At 62.9% G+C, this 18,744-nt stretch carries 15 protein-coding genes; 13 read left to right on the top strand and 2 right to left on the bottom strand.

The window, feature by feature from the left end; translation table 11 throughout:
• Nucleotides 1-33: 33 nt before the first annotated feature.
• The 9 genes from MRBLPB4O_RS05000 to MRBLPB4O_RS04960 all read left to right on the top strand — a co-directional run bounded on the left by MRBLPB4O_RS05000 (nt 34) and on the right by MRBLPB4O_RS04960 (nt 10,777).
• On the top strand, nt 34-402 hold the full coding sequence (locus tag MRBLPB4O_RS05000; protein WP_341797672.1) for a DUF5064 family protein: 369 nt from the start codon (nt 34-36) through the stop codon (nt 400-402).
• A gap of 170 nt (nt 403-572) precedes the next feature.
• Nucleotides 573-2,081 (top strand): sigma-54-dependent transcriptional regulator, encoded by a 1,509-nt coding sequence (locus MRBLPB4O_RS04995; RefSeq protein WP_016501299.1) that lies wholly within the window; start codon nt 573-575, stop codon nt 2,079-2,081.
• Between the two features lie 127 nt (nt 2,082-2,208).
• Complete coding sequence (gene gltS, locus MRBLPB4O_RS04990) at nt 2,209-3,414, top strand: sodium/glutamate symporter (RefSeq protein ID WP_341797671.1); 1,206 nt, start codon at nt 2,209-2,211, stop codon at nt 3,412-3,414.
• A gap of 279 nt (nt 3,415-3,693) precedes the next feature.
• A complete protein-coding gene (gene gcvH, locus MRBLPB4O_RS04985) occupies nt 3,694-4,077 on the top strand; it encodes a glycine cleavage system protein GcvH (RefSeq protein ID WP_016501301.1) in 384 nt (127 codons plus the stop codon).
• A gap of 11 nt (nt 4,078-4,088) precedes the next feature.
• A complete protein-coding gene (gene gcvP / locus MRBLPB4O_RS04980) occupies nt 4,089-6,944 on the top strand; it encodes an aminomethyl-transferring glycine dehydrogenase (RefSeq protein ID WP_341797670.1) in 2,856 nt (951 codons plus the stop codon).
• Nucleotides 6,945-7,098: 154 nt separating this feature from the next.
• Nucleotides 7,099-8,475, top strand: coding sequence for an L-serine ammonia-lyase (locus tag MRBLPB4O_RS04975; RefSeq protein WP_341797669.1), 1,377 nt, complete (start codon nt 7,099-7,101; stop codon nt 8,473-8,475).
• Nucleotides 8,476-8,502: 27 nt separating this feature from the next.
• Nucleotides 8,503-9,624 (top strand): glycine cleavage system aminomethyltransferase GcvT, encoded by a 1,122-nt coding sequence (gene gcvT, locus MRBLPB4O_RS04970; RefSeq protein WP_341797668.1) that lies wholly within the window; start codon nt 8,503-8,505, stop codon nt 9,622-9,624.
• A 357-nt stretch (nt 9,625-9,981) separates the two neighbouring features.
• Entirely contained in the window at nt 9,982-10,194 is a 213-nt protein-coding gene (locus MRBLPB4O_RS04965; RefSeq protein WP_016501305.1) for a cold-shock protein, read from the top strand.
• A gap of 94 nt (nt 10,195-10,288) precedes the next feature.
• Complete coding sequence (locus MRBLPB4O_RS04960; protein WP_016501306.1) at nt 10,289-10,777, top strand: RDD family protein; 489 nt, start codon at nt 10,289-10,291, stop codon at nt 10,775-10,777.
• Between the two features lie 119 nt (nt 10,778-10,896).
• Here the strand turns inward: MRBLPB4O_RS04960 and lptG are convergent, their stop codons facing one another.
• Entirely contained in the window at nt 10,897-11,958 is a 1,062-nt protein-coding gene (lptG, locus tag MRBLPB4O_RS04955) for an LPS export ABC transporter permease LptG (RefSeq protein WP_063426410.1), read from the bottom strand.
• A complete protein-coding gene (gene lptF, locus MRBLPB4O_RS04950) occupies nt 11,951-13,066 on the bottom strand; it encodes an LPS export ABC transporter permease LptF (protein WP_016501308.1) in 1,116 nt (371 codons plus the stop codon). The genes lptG and lptF overlap by 8 nt, the downstream gene beginning before the upstream one ends.
• 301 nt (nt 13,067-13,367) lie before the next feature.
• Here lptF and MRBLPB4O_RS04945 point away from each other — a divergent pair, with 301 nt between their 5' ends.
• From MRBLPB4O_RS04945 to MRBLPB4O_RS04930, 4 genes are all read left to right on the top strand, one after another.
• Nucleotides 13,368-14,861 carry a leucyl aminopeptidase gene (locus MRBLPB4O_RS04945; protein WP_341797667.1) on the top strand — a complete coding sequence of 498 codons (1,494 nt, stop codon included), beginning with the start codon at nt 13,368-13,370 and terminating at the stop codon, nt 14,859-14,861.
• 50 nt (nt 14,862-14,911) lie between these two features.
• Nucleotides 14,912-15,340 (top strand): DNA polymerase III subunit chi, encoded by a 429-nt coding sequence (locus MRBLPB4O_RS04940; RefSeq protein WP_341797666.1) that lies wholly within the window; start codon nt 14,912-14,914, stop codon nt 15,338-15,340.
• Nucleotides 15,341-15,345: 5 nt separating this feature from the next.
• Nucleotides 15,346-15,711 (top strand): DNA polymerase III subunit chi, encoded by a 366-nt coding sequence (locus tag MRBLPB4O_RS04935; protein WP_341797665.1) that lies wholly within the window; start codon nt 15,346-15,348, stop codon nt 15,709-15,711.
• 185 nt (nt 15,712-15,896) lie between these two features.
• Nucleotides 15,897-18,743, top strand: a complete 2,847-nt coding sequence (locus MRBLPB4O_RS04930; protein ID WP_341797664.1) for a valine--tRNA ligase — start codon at nt 15,897-15,899, stop codon at nt 18,741-18,743.
• The last annotated feature ends 1 nt before the right edge of the window (nt 18,744 follow it).

The raw sequence follows: 18,744 nt of genomic DNA, 5'->3' as shown, positions 1-18,744 counted from the left end.
GCCCGCCGTTTTCGACCTCCGGGAGGATTCGCCATGGCTCAGTTTCAACCCGGTCACGTGCATATCGAGCGCACTGCGCTGAACAGCACCGACCACAGTTACGACCTCAACATCGAGTACGAAGCGACGCAAGATCCCAAGGAAGGCCGCGGCATACAGTTCCATATGCATGGCAGCATCGAAGGCAAGACGATTGATGAAAAGTTCTTTCTGCCCAAGGACCAGGTGCTGCCCAGTTTCTTGATGGTGATGAGCCGCAAGGCCCAGGCCCACCTCGCCCCGCCCAAGAAATTCGAAACCCTTAGCTCACCGCACAAGATCTACGACGCGATGTTCGAAGATATCCGCGCCAAACTGGATGTGAAGTCGGGCGACTCGATCAAGCCTGAACATCTGGAGTGATTTCAGAATTTTGGGGCTGCTTTGCAGCCCATTCGCGGCACAAGGCCGCTCCTACAGGAGAATGCATAAACTTTGTGGGAGCGGCCTTGTGTCGCGATGGGGCTGCAAAGCGGCCCCGGCAATGTTAAGGCATACTACCGCCCTCCCCGGCCACCACCTTTCGCCTCCTCATGCGCATCCACGTCAGCTTCATCGACCGCGTCGGCATCACCCAGGAAGTCCTCGCCCTGCTCGGTGCCCGCCACCTCAACCTGGACGCCGTGGAGATGGTCCCGCCGAACGTCTACATCGACGCCCCCACCCTCAGCCCCGCCGTGCTCGAAGAACTGCATGATGCACTGTTCGAGGTGCAGGGCGTGCAATCGGTGGACGTGGTCGACATCCTCCCAGGCCAGCGTCGTCACCTGCAGCTCGATGCCCTGCTGGCAGCGATGAGCGACCCGGTGCTGGCAGTGGACAGCGCAGGCCTGGTGCTGCTGGCCAACCCGGCGCTGATCGCCCTGTGCGGCCGCGAATCCGCCGGGCGCTCGGTGGGTGAACTGTTCGGCGACCCCGCGCTGCTGCAAGCGCTGCTGGACAACAACTTCCACCTGCCCATGCGCGAGATGCAGCTCAACGGCCAGAGCCTGCTGCTGGACGCCATGCCGATCACCAACGCCGGTGGCCTGCTGACGCTGTACCCCCCGACGCGCATGGGCGAACGCCTGTCGGCCCTGCACCACGACCACGCCGAAGGCTTCGATGCCCTGCTCGGCGAGTCGCCCGCCATCCGCACCCTCAAGGCCCGGGCCCTGCGCGTGGCGGCGCTCGATGCACCGCTGCTGGTGCATGGCGAAACCGGCACCGGTAAAGAGCTGGTGGCCCGCGCCTGCCATGCCATCAGCAGCCGCCATGCGGCACCATTCCTGGCGCTGAACTGTGCCGCACTGCCCGAAAGCCTGGCCGAGAGCGAGTTGTTCGGTTACGCCCCTGGCGCCTTCACCGGCGCGCAACGCGGTGGCAAGCCTGGGCTGATGGAGCTGGCCAACCAGGGCACGGTGTTCCTTGATGAAATTGGCGAAATGTCACCGTATTTGCAGGCCAAGCTGCTGCGTTTTCTAAGCGATGGCAGCTTCCGTCGGGTGGGCGGCGACCGCGAAGTGAAGGTGGATGTGCGCATCATCAGCGCCACCCACCGCGACCTGGAGCGCATGGTCGCCGAAGGCAGCTTCCGCGAAGACCTGTTCTACCGCCTCAACGTGCTCAACCTGCAGGTACCGCCCTTGCGCGACAGGGGCCAGGACATCCTGATGCTGGCGCACTTCTTCATGCAGCAAGCCTGCACACAGATCCAGCGCCCAGCCTGCCGGCTGACCCCCGCCACCCACTCTGCACTGCTGGCCAACCCTTGGCCGGGCAACGTGCGCCAGCTACAGAACGTGATTTTCCGCGCTGCAGCCATCTGCGAGGGCAACCTGGTGGATATCGGCGACCTGGACATTGCTGGCACCTCGGTGGCCCGCGGGCAGGACGGCGAAGTGGCCAGCCTGGAACAGGCCGTGGGTGATTTCGAGCGGGAACTGTTACAGCGCCTGTATGCCAGTTACCCGTCGACGCGGCAGCTGGCCGGGCGCTTGCAAACTTCGCACACCGCTATTGCCCAGCGGCTGCGTAAATATGGAATACCCGGGAAACTTTGATGCGTGTCGTCAAAACCGACAGCTCATTCAGACTTTTCCTAGCCGTGTAGCCGCAATTGACTGGAGTGCTCGCCGTAGAATGGTGACATCGTAATTTCGCATGTCACCTTGAACGAAGAGTACCTTGATGTTTGAACTCGATTTTTACGGGACACTTGTAGCCGCCTCTTTAGTACTGCTACTGGGGCGCGGGCTGGTCGCGCGCATTGGTTTCCTGCGCGTTTACAATATCCCGGAACCTGTTGCAGGCGGATTGGTCGTTGCCTTGGCACTTTTGGCATTACGCAGCTTCGATATACAGGTCCAGTTTGATACCTCATTGCAAACCCCGTTGATGCTGGCGTTCTTCGCCACCATCGGTTTGAGTGCAGACTTCGCCAGCCTGAAGAAAGGCGGGCGTGTGGTCGCCGTGTTCCTGCTGGTGGTGACTGGCTTGCTCCTGGTGCAGAACGCCATGGGCATCGGCCTGGCAACGGCCTTGGGGCTCGACCCGTTGATGGGCCTGCTGGCCGGTTCGATCAGTCTCTCCGGTGGCCACGGCACAGGCGCCGCCTGGGGCGCGACGTTCACTGAAAAATTTGGCCTGCCTTCGGCCTCCGAACTGGCGATGGCCTCTGCCACTTTCGGCCTGGTATTGGGCGGCCTTATTGGCGGCCCGGTTGCCAGGCTGCTGATCAAGCGGGTAAAGACGCACGGCAGCGAAGAAGAAGCCCCCCAACTGCCAAAAGGCTTTGAGCAGCCGAATAAAGAGCGCCTGATTACATCATCTTCATTCATCGAAACCTTGGCCCTGATTGCCGTCAGCTTGCTGGCGGGCACCCTCCTTCACGGTTTATTGAAAAGCACTGCATTTGAATTACCGACCTTCGTGTGCGTATTGTTCGTCGGCGTGCTGTTGCGCAACGTTCTTTCCGCATTCGGCTTCTACCGTGTATTCGAGCGGGAAGTTTCGGTCTTGGGCAATGTCAGTTTGTCCCTGTTCCTGGCCATTGCCTTGATGTCGCTGAAGTTGTGGGACCTGGCCGCACTGGCCTTACCCTTCTTTATATTGCTGGCCGCGCAAACACTGGTCATGGCACTGTTCGCGATCTTCGTGACGTTCCGGGTGATGGGCCGCAACTACGATGCGGCAGTACTGGCTGCCGGGCACTGCGGCTTCGGCCTGGGGGCAACGCCGACGGCCATCGCCAACATGCAGGCGGTGACCCAGCGCTACGGCGCCTCGCACATTGCTTTCCTGGTAGTGCCGATGGTGGGCGCGTTCTTCATCGACATCATCAATGTGATCGTGATCAAGTTGTACCTGGCATTGCCCTTCCTTACTGGAGGTTGAATCCCGACAACCCCACCTGTATCGATTTCAATACATCGGATTGAAATCGATACACACGCATTCGAATGCGCCTGCACAAGGGTTTGATCCCAAAACCCATTCCTCCTCCTCGCTAACTGTAGCGTTTTCATTCCACAAAAATGACAAATGGATTGAATTAACTAGATAAGTTGTTGATTTAAAAGGATTTATTATGATTGGCCGCATTATTGCTTAGGGAATCCCAACCCAAGAGCGCGGAGCCACCGCGCCCAACGCCCTGCTTCCCGAGGATTCCCCATGAGCGAGTTGCGTTTCACTGAAGATCACGAATGGCTGCGCGTCGAAGCCGATGGCAGCGTCACCGTGGGCATCACTGCCTACGCCCAGAACGCCCTTGGCGATGTGGTTTTCGTGCAACTGCCCGAGTTGCAGCAGTATGAGAAAGGTAGCGAAGCGTCCACCGTCGAGTCGGTCAAGGCCGCCAGCGGCGTGTACATGCCGCTGACCGGCGAAGTGGTCGAGGTCAACGGCCAGCTCGAAAGCAGCCCTGAACTGGTCAACGAAGACCCGATGGGGGAAGGCTGGTTCTTCCGCTTCAACCCGGCCGACATGAGCGAAGTCACCGCCCTGCTCGACCAGGACGCGTACGACCGCCTGATCAAAGCCAACGACGACGCCTGAGGAACCCCGCCATGACCATCAACCTCAGCACAGCCAACGAATTCATCGCCCGCCACATCGGCCCTCGCGCCGCTGACGAGCAGGCCATGCTCGCCGCCCTGGGCTTCGACTCGCTGGACGCCATGACGGCCGCAGTCATCCCAGACAGCATCAAGGGCACCAGCGTATTGGGCTCGCACGACGGCCAGAGCGAAGCCGACGCGCTCGCCGCGCTCAAGGCCATCGCCGGCAAGAACCAGCTGTTCAAAAGCTACATCGGCCAGGGCTACTACAACACCCACACCCCGGCGCCGATCCTGCGCAACCTGCTGGAAAACCCGGCCTGGTACACCGCCTACACACCGTACCAGCCAGAAATTTCCCAAGGCCGCCTGGAAGCGCTGCTGAACTTCCAGACCCTGATCAGCGACCTGACCGGCCTGCCGATCGCCAACGCCTCCCTGCTCGACGAAGCCACTGCTGCGGCCGAGGCCATGACCTTCTGCAAGCGCCTGTCGAAGAACAAGGCCAGCCACGCCTTCTTCGCCTCCGTGCACTGCCACCCGCAAACCCTCGACGTGCTGCGCACCCGTGCCGAGCCGCTGGGTATCGAGGTGGTGGTCGGCGACGAGCGTGAGCTGGGCGATGTCAGTGCCTTCTTCGGCGCCCTGCTGCAATACCCCGCCAGCAACGGTGAAGTGTTTGACTACCGTGAAGTGGTACAGCGCTTCCACGCCGCCAACGCGCTGGTCGCCGTCGCGGCCGACCTGCTGGCCCTGACCCTGCTGACCCCACCGGGCGAGTTTGATGCCGACGTGGCCATCGGCAGCGCCCAGCGTTTTGGCGTACCACTGGGCTTCGGTGGCCCGCACGCGGCTTACTTCGCCACCCGGGACGCGTTCAAGCGCGACATGCCGGGCCGCCTGGTCGGCGTATCGATCGACCGCTTCGGCAAGACCGCCCTGCGCCTGGCCATGCAGACCCGCGAGCAGCACATCCGCCGCGAAAAGGCCACCAGCAACATCTGCACCGCCCAGGTGCTGCTGGCCAACATCGCCAGCATGTTCGCCGTTTACCACGGCCCGGCCGGCCTCAAGCGCATTGCCGAACGCACCCATGCACTGACCGCGATCCTGGCCGCCGGCCTGAAGACGCTGGGCGTACAGGTAGTGGGCGCCAGCGCCTTCGACACCCTGACCCTGGCTACTGGCACTGCCACCGCAACCCTGCATGACAAGGCACGCGCCCAGGGCATCAACCTGCGCCAGATCGATGCCGCCCACGTGGGCCTGTCGCTGGACGAAACCAGCAGCCAGGCTGACGTTGAATCCCTGTGGCAGCTGTTCGGTGACGACAAGGCCCAGCCTGACTTCGCCGCCCTGGCCGCCAGCACCGGTTCGCTCCTGCCTGCCGCCCTGCTGCGCCAGTCGGCCATCCTCGAACACCCGGTGTTCAACCGTTACCACAGCGAAACCGAGCTGATGCGCTACCTGCGCCGCCTGGCCGACAAGGACCTGGCACTGGACCGCAGCATGATCCCGCTGGGCTCGTGCACCATGAAGCTGAACGCGGCCAGTGAAATGATCCCGGTTACCTGGGCCGAGTTCGGCAACCTGCACCCGTTCGCCCCGGCCGCGCAGAGCCAGGGCTACCTGCAGATGACCACCGAGCTGGAAGCCATGCTGTGCGCCGCCACCGGCTATGATGCCGTGTCGCTGCAGCCCAACGCCGGCTCCCAAGGCGAGTACGCAGGCCTGCTGGCCATCCGCGCCTACCACCGCAGCCGTGGCGAAAGCCACCGCGACATCTGCCTGATCCCGTCGTCGGCCCACGGCACCAACCCGGCCACCGCACACATGGCTGGCATGCGCGTAGTCGTCACCGCCTGTGACGCCCGCGGCAACGTCGATGTCGAGGACCTGCGCGCCAAGGCCATCGAGCACCGCGAACGCCTGGCCGCGATCATGATCACCTACCCGTCGACCCACGGTGTGTTCGAGGAAGCGATCGGCGAAATCTGCGCGATCATCCACGACAACGGTGGCCAGGTGTACATCGACGGCGCCAACATGAACGCCATGGTCGGCCTGTGCGCGCCGGGCAAGTTCGGCGGCGACGTATCGCACCTGAACCTGCACAAGACCTTCTGCATCCCGCACGGTGGCGGCGGCCCGGGCGTTGGCCCGATTGGCGTCAAGTCGCACCTGGCGCCGTTCCTGCCAGGCCATGCGCAGCTGGAAAACACCGAAGGGGCGGTGTGCGCCGCACCGTTCGGCAGCGCCAGCATCCTGCCGATCACCTGGATGTACATCCGCATGATGGGCGGTGCCGGCCTCAAGCGTGCTTCGCAGATGGCGATCCTCAACGCCAACTACATCGCCCGCCGCCTGGAAGAGCACTATCCTGTTCTGTATACCGGTGGCAATGGCCTGGTGGCCCACGAGTGCATCCTCGACCTGCGCCCACTGAAAGACACCAGCGGCATTAGCGTCGACGACGTGGCCAAGCGCCTGATCGACTTCGGTTTCCACGCCCCGACCATGTCCTTCCCGGTGGCCGGCACGCTGATGATCGAACCGACCGAAAGCGAGGCCAAGGAAGAACTGGACCGCTTCTGCGACGCGATGATCCAGATCCGCGAAGAAATCCGTGCGGTCGAAAGCGGTAGCCTGGACAAGGACGACAACCCGCTCAAGAACGCCCCGCACACGGCGGCCGAGCTGGTTGGCGAGTGGGCCCACGGCTACAGCCGCGAGCAGGCGGTCTACCCGCTGCCAAGCCTGGTGGAAAGCAAGTACTGGCCGCCGGTCGGCCGGGTCGACAACGTGTTCGGCGACCGCAACCTGGTGTGCGCCTGCCCGTCGATCGAGAGCTATCAGGACGCCTGATTGCGCTCAGGCCCGCTACCTGACTTGAGGTGTGGACCTCTGTGGGAGCGGGCGCGCCCGCGAATGCGATGATGCCTTCACCGACGCATTCGCGGGCACGCCCGCTCCCACAGGGTTCACCGTCCGCCTAATTTTCCTGGCTGGAGGAACCACCATGTCACTGAGCGTCTTCGACCTGTTCAAGATCGGCATCGGCCCCTCCAGCTCCCATACGGTCGGCCCGATGCGTGCTGCCGCACGTTTTGCCGAAGGCCTGCGCCGCGACGGACTGCTGCCCAGCACGGTTAGCGTCAAGGCCGAGCTGTATGGCTCCCTGGGCGCCACCGGCAAGGGCCACGGCAGTGACAAGGCCGTACTGCTAGGCCTTGAAGGTGAACACCCCGACACCGTCGACACCGGCTCCATCCCAGGCCGCCTGCAAGCCATCCGCGACAGCGGCCACATCAACCTGCTGGGCGAACAGCGCATTGCGTTCATCGAAAAGCAGCACCTGGCAATGATCCGCAAGCCGCTGGACTACCACCCCAACGGCATGATCTTCCGCGCCTTCGACGACGCCGGCCTGCAAATCCGCAGCCGCGAATACTACTCGGTGGGCGGTGGTTTCGTGGTCGACGAGGATGCCGCCGGTCACGACCGTATCGTCGAGGACAGCACAGTGCTGCCCTACCCGTTCAAGACCGCCAAGGAACTGCTTGGCCACTGCACCACGCAAAACCTGTCGGTAAGCCAGGTGATGCTGGCCAACGAGGCCGCCTGGCGCCCGGAGGCGGAGACCCGCGCCGGGCTGCTGCGTATCTGGCAGGTGATGCAGGATTGCGTCGAAGCCGGCTGCCAGCATGAAGGCATCCTGCCGGGCGGGCTCAAGGTCAAGCGGCGGGCGCCAGCCCTGTATCGCCAGCTGAGCCGCCACCCGGAAGCCAGCCTGCGCGATGCGTTGTCGGTGCTCGACTGGGTCAACCTCTACGCCTTGGCAGTGAACGAGGAAAACGCCAATGGCGGGCGTGTGGTTACCGCACCCACCAACGGCGCGGCGGGCATCGTCCCGGCGGTGATGCACTACTACATGCGCTTCGTGCCGGGCGCCAGCGACGACGGGGTGGTGCGTTTTCTGCTCACCGCCGCGGCGATCGGCATCCTGTACAAAGAGAACGCCTCCATCTCCGGCGCCGAAGTGGGCTGCCAGGGTGAAGTCGGCGTGGCCTGTTCCATGGCCGCCGGCGCGCTGTGCGAAGTGATGGGCGGCAGCGTGCAGCAGGTGGAAAACGCTGCCGAAATCGGCATGGAACACAACCTGGGCCTGACCTGCGACCCGATCGGCGGGCTGGTCCAGGTGCCCTGCATCGAGCGCAACGCCATGGGCTCGGTGAAGGCGATCAACGCGGTGCGCATGGCCTTGCGCGGCGACGGGCAGCACTTCGTGTCGCTCGACAAGGTCATCCGCACCATGCGCCAGACCGGCGCCGACATGAAAAGCAAATACAAGGAGACCGCCCGCGGCGGTCTTGCCGTCAACATCATCGAATGTTGACCCAACAATAAAACCAAGGAGTCACCGATGTCCGAAACACTGCTCAAGACCCCACTGCACGCCCTGCACCAGGAACTGGGTGCGCGCATGGTGCCGTTTGCCGGCTACGACATGCCGGTGCAGTACCCGCTGGGCGTGCTCAAGGAACACCTGCACACTCGCGAGCAGGCCGGCCTGTTCGATGTCTCGCACATGGGCCAGATCATCCTGCGCGGTGCCGATGCCGCCAAGGCCCTGGAAAGCCTGGTACCGGTGGATATCATCGACCTGCCGGTGGGCATGCAGCGCTATGCCATGTTCACCAATGAACAAGGCGGCATCCTTGACGACCTGATGGTTGCCAACCTGGGCGACGACACCCTGTTCCTGGTGGTCAACGCCGCCTGCAAGGACCAGGACCTGGCTCACCTGCAAACGCACATCGGTAGCCGTTGCGAGGTGCAGCCGCTGTTCGAACAACGTGCCCTGCTTGCCCTGCAAGGGCCGGCAGCGGTCAAGGTACTGGAGCGCCTGGCCCCGGAAGTGGGCGGCATGACCTTCATGCAGTTCCGGCCGGTAAAACTGCTGGGTGAAGACTGCTTCGTCAGCCGCTCAGGCTACACCGGCGAAGACGGCTACGAGATTTCGGTACCGGTCCAGGCCGCCGAAGCCTTGGCCCGCCGCCTGCTGGCCGAGCCCGAAGTACAGCCTATCGGCCTGGGCGCACGCGACTCGCTGCGCCTGGAAGCCGGCCTGTGCCTGTATGGCCATGACATGAATACCGAGACCACCCCGATCGAAGCCAGCCTGCTGTGGGCGATTTCCAAGGTGCGCCGTGCCGAAGGTGCACGTGCGGCCGGCTTCCCCGGCGCCGAAGCGATCTTTGCCCACCAGCGCGACGGTGTGGCGCGCAAACGTGTCGGCCTGTTGCCGCAGGAGCGCACGCCAGTACGTGAAGGCGCGGATATTGTCGATGCGAACGATAAGCCGGTAGGTAAAGTGTGCAGCGGCGGCTTTGGCCCGACACTCGGCGCACCTGTTGCAATGGGTTATATCGATAGTGAACATGCTGCACTCGACACCGCATTGTTTGCCGTGGTGCGCGGCAAGAAGGTTGCCTTGAAAGTCAGCAAAATGCCTTTCGTGGCGCAACGTTACTACCGTGGTTGAAACGGCTTTGTGAAGATTATGGCCAGGTTCGACATATTCGTTTTCGAACCTGCCCAATAACTTTTGAACATGGCGCCAGGCCAGGCGCCATGCCGTTTCCGACAAATTGGTCGGTTATCGGCAAGCGGCCGATTTTCCATTCGACCAAGGGCTTGTTTTTCGCTCGGGAGTTGTCGTAGAGTCAGTGCACTGTGTTTGCATGGGTCGCAACAGTTCGTGACCTGGGCCAGTAGCCGCAATCTGCTACAACCCGTTCGACGTCTCTTACTTTCCTGCAACCCAGCCCAGTAATCTTTTGCTTACAAACAATGCAGAAGAAACTGTCATCAAAATTTAAGTTTCATAGGAAATAAGACAATGGCTGAGCGTCAGAACGGTACCGTCAAGTGGTTCAATGACGAAAAAGGTTACGGTTTCATCACCCCAGAAAGCGGTCCGGATCTGTTCGTGCACTTCCGCGCCATCCAGGGCAACGGCTTCAAGAGCCTGAAAGAAGGCCAGAAAGTGACCTTCGTTGCTGTGCAAGGCCAAAAAGGCATGCAGGCTGACGAAGTCCAGGCTGAAGCCTGATACTTCTAAAAAAGAGCCCCTGCGTTGACGCGCAGGGGCTTTTTTTTGCTTGCGATTCCATAGAATGAGCTTTTTCCCCTGGAGTTGCCGAGCGATGCCCAAGCCCCACCTTATCCCTCAGGGCGATTTCCCCGCTGCTGGCCTGGGCCGACGACTGGCCGCAATGTTCTATGACTTCCTGCTATGTACTGCGCTGCTCATCGTGACAGCCGGTGCCTACAAGCTGATCCAGATGGCGATCATCGGCGAAGCGCGCATGCGAGAGCTGACCGAAGCCGGCGCACTGGATGGCGACCCGCTATTGTCGACGGTACTGCTGTTCGCCTTGTTCGGCTTCTTTGCCAAGTTCTGGACCCATGGCGGGCAGACGCTGGGTATGCAGGTGTGGGGCGTGCGCGTGCAGAATGCCGATGGTTCTGCCATCAGCCTGTGGCAGGCGTTGTTGCGCTTCGTGGTATCGATTGCCTCATGGCTGTGTCTGGGGCTGGGTTTTTTCTGGGTGTTGATCGACAAGCGAAAGCGTGGCTGGCATGACATCTATTCGGAAAGCCAGCTGGTGCGGGTGCCGAAGCAGAAGAAATGATCCGAGCGTTGTGTTGCCTGTTCAGGCCTCTTCGCGGGTTTACCCGCGAAGAGGCCTGAACAGGCAACACCCATGAAAAAGCCGACACTGAGGTCGGCTTTTTTGTACAACTCAGGCCACTATCCTGCCCGACGCAACAGCCAGACACCGGCCAAGGCGCAGATCCCCGCCGGGATCACCACCGCCAGCAGCGGCGGGAAGCCGAACACCTGGCTCGAAGGCCCCAACAGGTCCTGGGCGATGCGGAACACGAAACCCACCAGCACACCGGTGAACACGCGCTGGCCGAGGGTTACCGAGCGCAGCGGGCCGAAGATGAAGGAAATCGCCATCAGCACCAGCGCCGCGGTGACCATCGGCTGCAGCACCTTGGTCCAGAACGCCAACCAGTAACGGGCATTGTTCAGGCCCTGGTCGGACAAGTAGTGGATGTAATCCCACAACCCGGTAATGGACAGCGACTCCGGCGCCAGGATTACCGTATTGAGCAGTTCTGGCGTGAGCGAGACATCCCAGCGCTCCTGCGGTGCGCTGACGACTTCAGTGTGGTCGCCACGGAAGTAGGTGGTACGCACGTCGGCGAGCAACCAGTGGTCGCTCTGGTACTGCGCGCGGCGGGCGAAGCTCGAAGTAACGATCTTGCGCTCGCTGTCGAAGCGGTAACGGGTCACACCCAGCAACAGGCCGTTGGGCTGCACGGCGTTGATGTGCACGTATTCTTCACCCTGTCGGTGCCACATGCCGCGCTTGGAGCTTTGCGCCTCACCACCGCCCTGGGCCAGGGAACGGTCGGCCTGGGCCTTGTTCTCGGTCACCGGCGCCACGTATTCGCCAATCAGCAGGCCGACCAGCATCAGCACCAGCATCGGCTTCATCACCGCCCAGACGATGCGGCCGATGGACACCCCGGCCGCACGCATGATGGTCAGTTCGCTGCTGCTGGCCAGGCTGCCCAGGCCGATCAGGCAGCCGATCAGGGCGGCCATCGGCAGCATGTCGTACAGCCGCCGAGGTGCGGTGAGCATGACGAAGTTGCCAGCCTCCATCACCGTGTAGGTGTCACTCAGGTCGCTCATCTCGTCGATGAAGGCGAACAGCGAGGCCAGGCCGAGGATGATGCCCAGCACAGCCAGGATGGCCAGCAGTACGCTCTGGCCGATGTAGCGGTCCAGCTTACCCATGGGCCACCTCCGCACGACGGGCGGCGCGCTTGAGGCGCATCGGTTCCCAGTACAACAGGCCGAGGCCGATCAGCAGGAACAGGCCGTGGACCCACCACATGCCCAGGCCAATCGGCAATTTGCCCTTCTCGAGGGCGCCGCGTACGGAAATCAGCATTGTCAGGTAGGCCATGTACAAGAGAATTGCCGGCAGCAGCTTGAGGAAGCGGCCCTGGCGGGGGTTGACCCGGGACAGCGGTACCGCCAGCAGGGTCACGACGAATACCAGGATCGGCAGCGACAGCCGCCATTGCAGCTCGGCACGCTCTCGCAGGCCCTTCTTGCCGATCAGCTCGGAAGTGGGGATGGCCTCGCGCTCGGTGACTTCCTCGGCGACTTCCGGTTTGGGCAGCAGCACACCATAAGTGTCGTACTTGATCGCGCGGTAATCGGCCTGGCCCGGGTTACCGTCATAGCGATAGCCGTTTTCCAGCACCAGGTAGCGGTTGCCGTCGGCCTGGATCTCCTGGTGACCTTTTTCAGCGACCAGTACCGATGGGGCGCGGTCCTTGGTCTTGTCCTGGTTGAAGCGCTTCTCGGAGATGAACACCCCGGCCAGGTTGACGCGGTCGTCCGACAGCTGCTCGGTGTAGGTCACCCGCGAACCGTCACGCAAGGTCTGGAAGCGGCCCGGCACCAAGGTGTCGAACTCGGTCAGCGTGTCCTGCTGGGCAATGATCTGCTGCACCTGGGCAACGCCCAACGGCGCAAGGCTCAGGCTCAGCCAGGCCACCAGCAGGGCGACCAGCGCCGCCGGTACCATGGTCAGCCCCAACAGGCGCTGCTGGCTCATACCGGTTGCGGACAGCACGGTCATCTCGCTTTCCAGGTACAGCCGCCCGTACGCCAGGAGAATGCCGAGGAACAGCCCCAGAGGCAGGATCAGTTGCAGGAAACCCGGCAGCCGGAAGCCCATGATCAGGAACAGCACGCCCGGGTCGAGCACGCCCTGGGCCGCCTGGGCCAGATACTTGATGAAGCGCCCGCTCATGATGATCACCAGCAGCACAGCGCTGACGGCGCTCAAGGTCACCAGGACCTCGCGGGACAGATAACGAAAGACGATCAAACCAGACACTCCTGGGTTGTCAGGGCGGACTGCCATGCAATGGCGCCAAACAATGACTTAGTACAGCCAAGACCAATGCCGGTTCGCCAAAGGCGAACCTCCATGTAAAGTGCGCGCATTATCCTGTGATTGACCGCGCCTGTCACTTGGCCGCGCATGAAGGCGCATAACGGGGTTGTCAGCACGCTTGCCGCAGGCTCAAACTGGCAGCTTTTCCGCTGGCGCGCGACTCCGCCGCCAGGCCCGTCCAGAGCGCTGGAATACACAGCGCCATTCGTATCGATCATTCGGGGACCCTGACATGGAACTGGTTGTAAAAAGCGTAGCTGCTGCATCCGTAAAAACCGCCACCCTGGTCATTCCGGTAGGTGAAAACCGCAAGCTCGGCACTGTTGCCAAGGCTGTCGACCTGGCCAGCGAAGGTGCCATCAGCGCTGTGCTCAAGCGCGGCGACCTGGCTGGCAAGCCAGGCCAGACCCTGCTGCTGCAGAACCTGCAGGGCCTGAAAGCCGAGCGCGTGCTGCTGGTAGGCAGCGGCAAGGACGAAGCCCTGGGCGACCGCGCCTGGCGCAAACTGGTCGCCAGCGTGGCCGGCGTGCTCAAGGGCCTGAATGGCGCCGATGCAGTGCTGGCCCTGGACGATGTCGCGGTCAACAACCGCGATGCACACTACGGCAAATACCGCCTGCTGGCCGAAACCCTGCTCGACGGCGAGTACGTGTTCGACCGCTTCAAGAGCCAGAAGGTCGAGCCACGCGCCCTGAAAAAAGTCACCCTGCTGGCCGACAAGGCCGGCCAGGCCGAGGTCGAGCGCGCCGTCAAGCACGCCAGCGCCATTGCCACCGGCATGGCCTTCACCCGCGACCTGGGCAACCTGCCGCCTAACCTGTGCCACCCAAGCTTCCTCGCCGAACAGGCCAAGGAGCTGGGCAAGGCGCACAAGGCGCTGAAGGTCGAGGTGCTGGACGAGAAGAAGATCAAGGACCTGGGCATGGGCGCGTTCTACGCCGTGGGCCAGGGCAGCGACCAGCCACCCCGCCTGATCGTGCTCAACTACCAGGGCGGCAAGAAGGCAGACAAGCCGTTCGTGCTGGTGGGCAAGGGCATCACCTTCGATACCGGCGGCATCAGCCTCAAGCCAGGCGCCGGCATGGACGAAATGAAGTACGACATGTGCGGTGCTGCCAGCGTGTTCGGCACCCTGCGTGCGGTGCTCGAACTGCAACTGCCGGTCAACCTGGTGTGCCTGCTGGCCTGTGCCGAGAACATGCCAAGCGGCGGCGCCACCCGCCCGGGTGACATCGTCACCACCATGAGCGGCCAGACCGTCGAAATCCTCAACACCGACGCCGAAGGCCGCCTGGTGCTGTGCGACACCCTGACCTACGCCGAGCGTTTCAAGCCGCAGGCGGTGATCGACATCGCCACCCTGACCGGCGCCTGCATCGTCGCCCTGGGCAGCCACACCACCGGCCTGATGGGCAACAACGACGACCTGGTGGGCCAGTTGCTCGACGCTGGCAAGCGCGCCGACGACCGTGCCTGGCAGTTGCCGCTGTTCGATGAATACCAGGAGCAGCTGGACAGCCCGTTCGCCGACATGGGCAACATCGGCGGGCCGAAGGCCGGCACCATCACCGCAGGCTGCTTCCTGTCACGCTTCGCCAAGGCCTACAACTGGGCGCACATGGACATCGCCGGTACCGCATGGATCAGTGGTGGCAAGGACAAAGGCGCCACAGGCCGCCCAGTGCCCCTGCTGACCCAGTACCTGCTGGACCGCGCTGGCGCCTGACGCCGTGAGGCCGGTGGTGCCTTGCGCACCTCCGGCCGGCGATTACCACCATGAGCAAAGTCGACTTTTACATCCTGCCCACCGACTCGCTGTCGGCGCGGCTCGATTTCGCCTGCAAACTGTGCGAAAAGGCCTGGCGCCTCGGCCACCGGGTCTATCTGCATTGCCAGGATGAAGAACAGCGCAGCGAGCTGGACCTGCGTTTGTGGCGCTTCAAGGGTGAGGCCTTCGTGCCCCACGACCTGGCCGAGCTGCATGCCGATGCCGGCGTGGCCCTTGGCCTGGCTGACAACGCGGGCGATCACTGCGACCTGCTGATCAACCTGGGGGCCGGCGTGCCGGGCTTCGTCGGCCAGTTCGTGCGGGTGGCCGAAATCGTGGTGGAAGAGCCTGGCATCCGCCAATCAGCCCGGGAGCGATTCCGTTTCTACCGTGAACAGGGCTATGCTCTGCAAGACCACCGCTTACAGCGACTTTGACGACGATGGACAAGCCCTCCTCTTTGCCCGACTCCGCCCATCTGCTCGATGACCTCGAGTCGATCCGCCAGCTGCTTGGCGACGCCGACCTGCAACCACCGCTGCTGACCGAGACGGTGGAGCAGATCCCGTTGCTGCTGGAAGAACCTGCCGGTAACCCTGCGCCTGATGGTGAACCAATCGCTGTCGAGCCCGTGGAAGACCCGCAGACACGCCGGCAGGACACCCTGCTGCACCTGGAAAGCGAGCTGCGCGCAGCGGCGCAGATGATCATGCAGGACGTGATCAACGACTTTACCCCGCATATCGAGAACGAGATCAAGCGCCGGCTGGATGCGCGGATCGAGCGCTTGATCAAGCGTACCGAGTGATATTCCGGGGCCGCTTTGCGGCCCATTCGCAGCACAAGGCAGCTTCTGCAGGCACCGCGATCCCTGTAGGAGCGGCCTTGTGCCGCGAATGGGCTGCAAAGCAGCCCCAGCGGCTGTCGCCTCAACACCCCAGCTTGGTTATACTTCCCGGCTTTCCCGAATAAATGCACAGGGTCCCGCCGCGCATGGATAAGACCTACCAGCCGCACGCCATCGAAACTTCCTGGTACAACACCTGGGAGTCCGAGAACTATTTCGCCCCACAAGGTGCAGGCGAGTCCTACACCATCATGATCCCGCCGCCGAACGTGACCGGCAGCCTGCACATGGGCCACGGGTTCAACAACGCGATCATGGACGCCCTGATCCGTTTCCGCCGCATGCAAGGCCGCGACACCCTGTGGCAGCCAGGTACCGACCACGCCGGTATCGCCACCCAGATGCTGGTCGAACGCCAGCTCGAAGCCAAGGGCCAGAACCGGCATGACCTGGGCCGCGAGAAGTTCCTGGAAAAAGTCTGGGAATGGAAGGACCAGTCCGGTGGTAACATCAGCCGCCAGATCCGCCGTCTGGGCTCGTCGGTAGACTGGAGCCGCGAGCGTTTCACCATGGATGACGGCCTGTCCGACGCGGTCAAGGAAGCTTTCGTGCGCCTGCACGAAGACGGCCTGATCTACCGCGGCAAGCGCCTGGTCAACTGGGACACCAAGCTGCACACCGCCATCTCCGACCTCGAAGTGGAAAACCACGACGAAAAGGGCCACCTGTGGAACCTGCGCTACCCGCTGGCCGACGGCGCCAAGACCGCCGAGGGCCTGGACTACCTGGTCGTTGCCACCACCCGTCCGGAAACCCTGCTGGGTGACGCGGCCGTTGCGGTCAACCCGACTGACGAACGCTACCAGGCGCTGATCGGCAAGTTCGTCGAACTGCCGCTGGTTGGCCGCCGCATCCCGATCATCGCCGACGACTACTGCGACCCCGAGTTCGGTACCGGCTGCGTGAAGATCACCCCGGCTCACGACTTCAACGACTACGAAGTCGGCAAGCGCCACAACCTGCCGCTGCTGAACATCTTCGACAAGAATGCCTTCGTGCTGGCCAGCGCCCAGGCCTTCAACCTCGACGGCAGTATCAACGAGCAGGTCGACACCCGCCTGCCGGCCCAGTACGCCAACCTCGACCGCTTCGTCGCGCGCAAGCAGATCGTTGCCGACCTGGACGCCCAGGGCCTGCTGGTAAGCATCGACGACCACGCCCTGAAAGTGCCGAAAGGCGACCGTTCGGGCACCGTCATCGAGCCGTGGCTGACCGACCAGTGGTACGTCTCCACCAAGCCGCTGGCAGAACCTGCCATCGCTGCCGTTGAAGATGGCCGTATCCAGTTCGTGCCCAAGCAGTACGAGAACATGTACTTCTCCTGGATGCGTGACATCCAGGACTGGTGCATCAGCCGCCAGCTGTGGTGGGGCCACCGCATCCCGGCGTGGTACGACGAGGCCGGCCAGGTCTACGTTGGCCGCGACGAAGCCGAAGTGCGTGCCAAGCACAACCTGGGCGCCGACGTGGCCCTGCGCCAGGACGACGACGTACTCGACACCTGGTTCAGCTCGGGCCTGTGGACCTTCTCCACCCTGGGCTGGCCGGAACAGACCGAGTTCCTCAAGAAGTTCCACTCCACCGATGTACTGGTAACCGGCTTCGACATCATCTTCTTCTGGGTTGCGCGCATGATCATGCTGACCATGCACCTGATCAAGAACGAAGACGGCACCCCGCAAGTCCCGTTCAAGACCGTGTACGTGCACGGCCTGGTGCGTGACGGCCAGGGCCAGAAGATGTCCAAGTCCAAGGGCAACGTCCTCGACCCGCTGGACATCGTCGACGGCATTACCCTCGACGCCCTGCTGGAAAAACGCACCAGCGGCATGATGCAGCCCAAGCTTGCCGAGAAGATCGCCAAGCAGACCAAGGCCGAGTTCCCCGAAGGTATCGCCAGCTACGGCACCGACGCCCTGCGCTTCACCTTCTGCTCGCTGGCCTCCACTGGCCGCGACATCAAGTTCGACATGGGCCGCGTCGAAGGCTACCGCAACTTCTGCAACAAGATCTGGAACGCCGCCCGCTACGTGCTGGACAAAGGCGAAGACTGCGGCCAGAACGGCGAAGCCTACGAACTGTCGTTGGCTGACCGCTGGATCATCTCGCAGCTGCAGCGCACCGAAGCCGAAGTGACCCGCCAGCTGGAGCAGTTCCGCTTCGACCTGGCCAGCCAGGCGCTGTACGAGTTCATCTGGAACCAGTACTGCGACTGGTACCTGGAGCTGTCCAAGCCGGTACTGTGGGACGAAAACGCCCCGGTCGAGCGCGCCCGCGGCACCCGTCGCACCCTGGTGCGCGTACTGGAAGTGGCGCTGCGCCTGGCGCACCCGTTCATGCCGTTCATTACCGAAGAAATCTGGCAGCGCATCGCGCCGCTGGCCGGTATCGAAGGCAAGACCATCATGCTGCAGCCGTGGCCGGTGGCCAATGAAGCGCGCATCGACGCAGCTGCCGAAGGCGACATCGAGTGGCTGAAGGAACTGATGGTCGGCCTGCGCAATATCCGCGCCGAGATGAACATCGGCCCGGGCAAGCCGCTGCCGCTGTTCCTGAAAAACGCCAATGCCGACGACCAGCGCCGCCTGCACGAAAACGAAGCGCTGCTGAAGAAGCTGGCCAAGGTCGAGTCGTTCACCGTCCTCGGCGATACCGACGAAGCGCCGCTGTCGGCCACTGCCCTGGTCGGTGACCTGCAAGTGCTGGTGCCAATGGCCGGCCTGATCGACAAGGATGCCGAGCTGGCGCGCCTGAACAAGGAAATCCAGCGTCTGCAAGGCGAAGTGCAACGTGTAGGCGGCAAGCTGTCCAACGCCGCCTTCGTCGACAAGGCTCCGCCTGCCGTGATCGAGAAGGAACGCGCCAAGCTGGCCGAGTCCGAACAGGCCCTGGCCAACTTCACCGAGCAGCATGCGCGGATTGCAGCGCTGTAAC

Origin of the sequence: Pseudomonas sp. LPB4.O (assembly GCF_038383825.1) — a bacterium.
Lineage (GTDB): Bacteria > Pseudomonadota > Gammaproteobacteria > Pseudomonadales > Pseudomonadaceae > Aquipseudomonas > Aquipseudomonas putida.
Note: the sequence above shows the minus strand (reverse complement) of the source record. Positions and strands in the feature narration are given on the sequence as shown.